Genomic DNA, 2,958 nt, shown 5'->3' with positions numbered 1-2,958 from the left:
GTGGTGAGGCTTGCCGGCGGACGGCGGCTGACGATCGCCCATGAGGGAGCCGCGACCACCATGCGCGTCGAACTGCAGTCCGCCCAGCGCAACGGGGGCGCCGCGACGTTCACGTCCGGGCCGATCGCCGTCGGGCGGGACGCCACCGTGACGCTCACCCCGGTCGACTGGCGGGTGCTCGATCGCGTCCGGGTGACGGTCCGGCGTCTCGGCGCGCGCTCGCGGACGCGGACGCTGCGGTCGAGGACCCGGCCGGCCGCACGGGTGCGTGTGCGGTCGCTGCGAGTGCGAGGGCGCCGCGTGAGCGTCGTCGTGCGCTTCTCGAAGCTCCCCGCCCAGCGCACTGCCGCCGTGGTCCTGCGCGTCATGCGGGGTCGCCGCACCGTGGGGAGGCGCAGCTTCCCCGTACCGGCGCCCCGGGCCGGCACGCAGACGCTGCGGTGGACGATCCCCTCCCCCGCTCGTGCGCGCGGACTCCGCCTGCGGGCGGACGCCACGCTCGTCGTGGGCGGGGCGCGTCCCGCCACGGTCCGGGCGTCCCGGACGACCCCCCTGCCGCGCTGAGATCGGGCGCTTTCACGCAGGTCTTGCGGCATCCGTCCGCACCAGCCCCTCGCGTCACCCCGTCCCGAAGCTCAGCGTCCTGACCACCGGCTCTCCGGCCGCGTCCGAGGCGTCCAGGTCCACGGTGGCCAAGATGGCCGCGTCGCGATGGCCGTCGGGGTCCTCGAGGATCTGCCGCACGAGCCACGTGCGCCCCTCCTCCCCCGGCGGGTCGCGGTCGATCATCAGCAGGTCGGGCGAGCGTGCGCTCGGACCGGTGCCGATCGAGTCGTACTGCGACCAGTAGGCATCCAGGGCGTCGCTCCAGGCCGTGGCGTCCATGGTGACGCGCTCGGGGGGGTCCAGCAGGGCCGACGCCGCGGTCTCGAGCGCCACCAGGTCCTCGACCCGGTCGCGGGCGGCGAGCTGGACCCGCTGGAACATCGCGTTGCGGACCATGACGGTGAACGCCCGGTCGTTCGCGGTGATCGGGCGCTCCGGCGGGGCGACCTCGCCCGACGCGAGCTGCGCGGCCGCGCGCGCGACGGCATCCGGGTCGGTCAGCGCCTCCCACTCGTCGAGCAGGCTCGAGTCGGTCTGCCGCACCGTCTCCCCCAGCCAGTCGATGAGCTCGTCGAGCTGCGCGGTCTTGACGTCCTCGGGCACCGTCTGGCGCAGCGCCCGGTAGGCGCCCGACAGGTAGCGCAGGACGAGTCCCTCCGAGCGCGCGAGCCCGTAGAACGCCACGAACTCGGTGAAGCTGCGACCCCACTCGTACATGTCGCGGACGATCGACTTCGGTGACAGGTCGGACTCGCGCACCCATGGGTGGGTCTCGCGGTAGCTGCGCAGCGCGTCGAGCAATCCGTCGGCCAGGGGCCTCGGGTAGGTGACCTCCTCCAGCAGCTCCATGCGCTCGTCGTACTCGATGCCCTGCAGCTTCATCTCGGCGACCGCCTCGCCGCGAGCCTTGTTCGCCTGCGCCATCAGGACCGGGAACGGATCGTCGAGGATCGCCTCGATGACCGACACGACGTCGAGGGTGTACGTCTCGGACTCGGGGTCCAGCAGACCGAACGCGATCTGAGCGAACGACGCCAGCGGCTGGTTGAGCGCGAAGTCGTCCTGCAACGTGCCGGAGAGCCGGATCGTGCGCCCGTCGGGATCGGGCTCCGGCAGCCACTCGAGCACGCCGGCGCGGACGAGCTCGTCCCCCAACGCCTGGGCCTGCTCGGACAGGCGCCGGCGGCCCCGCTCGTCCTCGTGGTTGTCCTCCATGAGCGCCCGCATCGCGGCGACCGGATCGCCGGGACGGCCCACGACGTTGAGGATCATGGCGTGGTCGACGCGCATCTTCGACACGAGCGGCTCCGGGATCGCGTTCTTCAGGCGCTCGAAGGTCTCCTCGGTCCAGCTCACCGCGCCGTCGGCGGGCTTCTTCGTCTGGACCTTGCGGCGCTTCTTCGGGTCGTCGCCGGCCTTGGCCAGCGCACGGACCCGCTCGATGACGTGATCGGGGGCCTGGACGACGACGTGCCCGGAGGTGTCGAACCCGGCGCGGCCCGCGCGCCCGGCGATCTGGTGGAACTCCCGGGCCTTCAACAGCCGGTGGCGACTGCCGTCGTACTTCGCGAGCGCGGTGAAGACCACGGTGCGGATCGGCACGTTGATGCCGACGCCGAGGGTGTCGGTGCCGCAGATGACCTTCAGCAGGCCCCTCTGGGCAAGCTGCTCCACGAGGCGCCGGTACCGGGGCAGCATCCCGGCGTGGTGCACGCCCACCCCGCCGCGGACGAGCTTGGACAGGGTCCGCCCGAACCCCGCGGTGAAGCGGAAGGCCCCGATCTCCTGCGCGATGGCGTCCCGCTCCTCGCGGGTCGAGAGCTTCGCCGACAGGAGCGACTGCGCGCGCTCCATCGCCGAGGCCTGCGTGAAGTGCACGACGTAGATCGGCGCCCGGTCCTCCGCGACGAGCTCCTCGAGCAGCTCGTGCATCGGCTCGACCGACCAGGCGTAGGTGAGCGGGACGGGGCGCTCCGCGTTGTCCACGACCGCCGTCTCGCGCCCGGTGCGCAGCGTGAGGTCCTCCGCGATGCTCGACATGTCCCCGAGCGTCGCCGACATGAGCACGAACTGCGCGTTCGGGAGCGTCAGGAGCGGCACCTGCCAGGCCCAGCCACGCTGGCCGTCGGCGTAGAAGTGGAACTCGTCCATCACGACCTGCCCGACGTCCGCGCCGGGGCCCTCGCGCAGCGCGATGTTCGCGAGCACCTCGGCGGTACAGCAGATGATCGGCGCCTGCGGGTTGACGGAGGCGTCGCCCGTGAGCATCCCGACGTTGTCCGCCCCGAACGTCTCGCACAGCGCGAAGAACTTCTCGGAGACGAGAGCCTTGATGGGCGCCGTGTAGAACGT

The 2,958-nt window shown here is 72.2% G+C and carries 1 protein-coding gene and 1 pseudogene; one reads left to right on the top strand and one right to left on the bottom strand.

What is annotated here, in order from left to right; genetic code table 11:
• Nucleotides 1-564: pseudogene (locus ABYE80_RS19165) on the top strand (hypothetical protein); the annotation flags it as partial.
• 54 nt (nt 565-618) lie between these two features.
• Here the strand turns inward: ABYE80_RS19165 and ABYE80_RS19160 are convergent.
• Nucleotides 619-2,958 (bottom strand): DEAD/DEAH box helicase (locus ABYE80_RS19160; RefSeq protein ID WP_372791914.1); only part of this gene is annotated, 2,340 nt, incomplete at its 5' end.

The sequence above is a fragment of the Paraconexibacter sp. genome (assembly GCF_041602235.1).
Classification (GTDB): Bacteria; Actinomycetota; Thermoleophilia; order Solirubrobacterales; family Solirubrobacteraceae; genus Paraconexibacter.
Note: the sequence above shows the minus strand (reverse complement) of the source record. Positions and strands in the feature narration are given on the sequence as shown.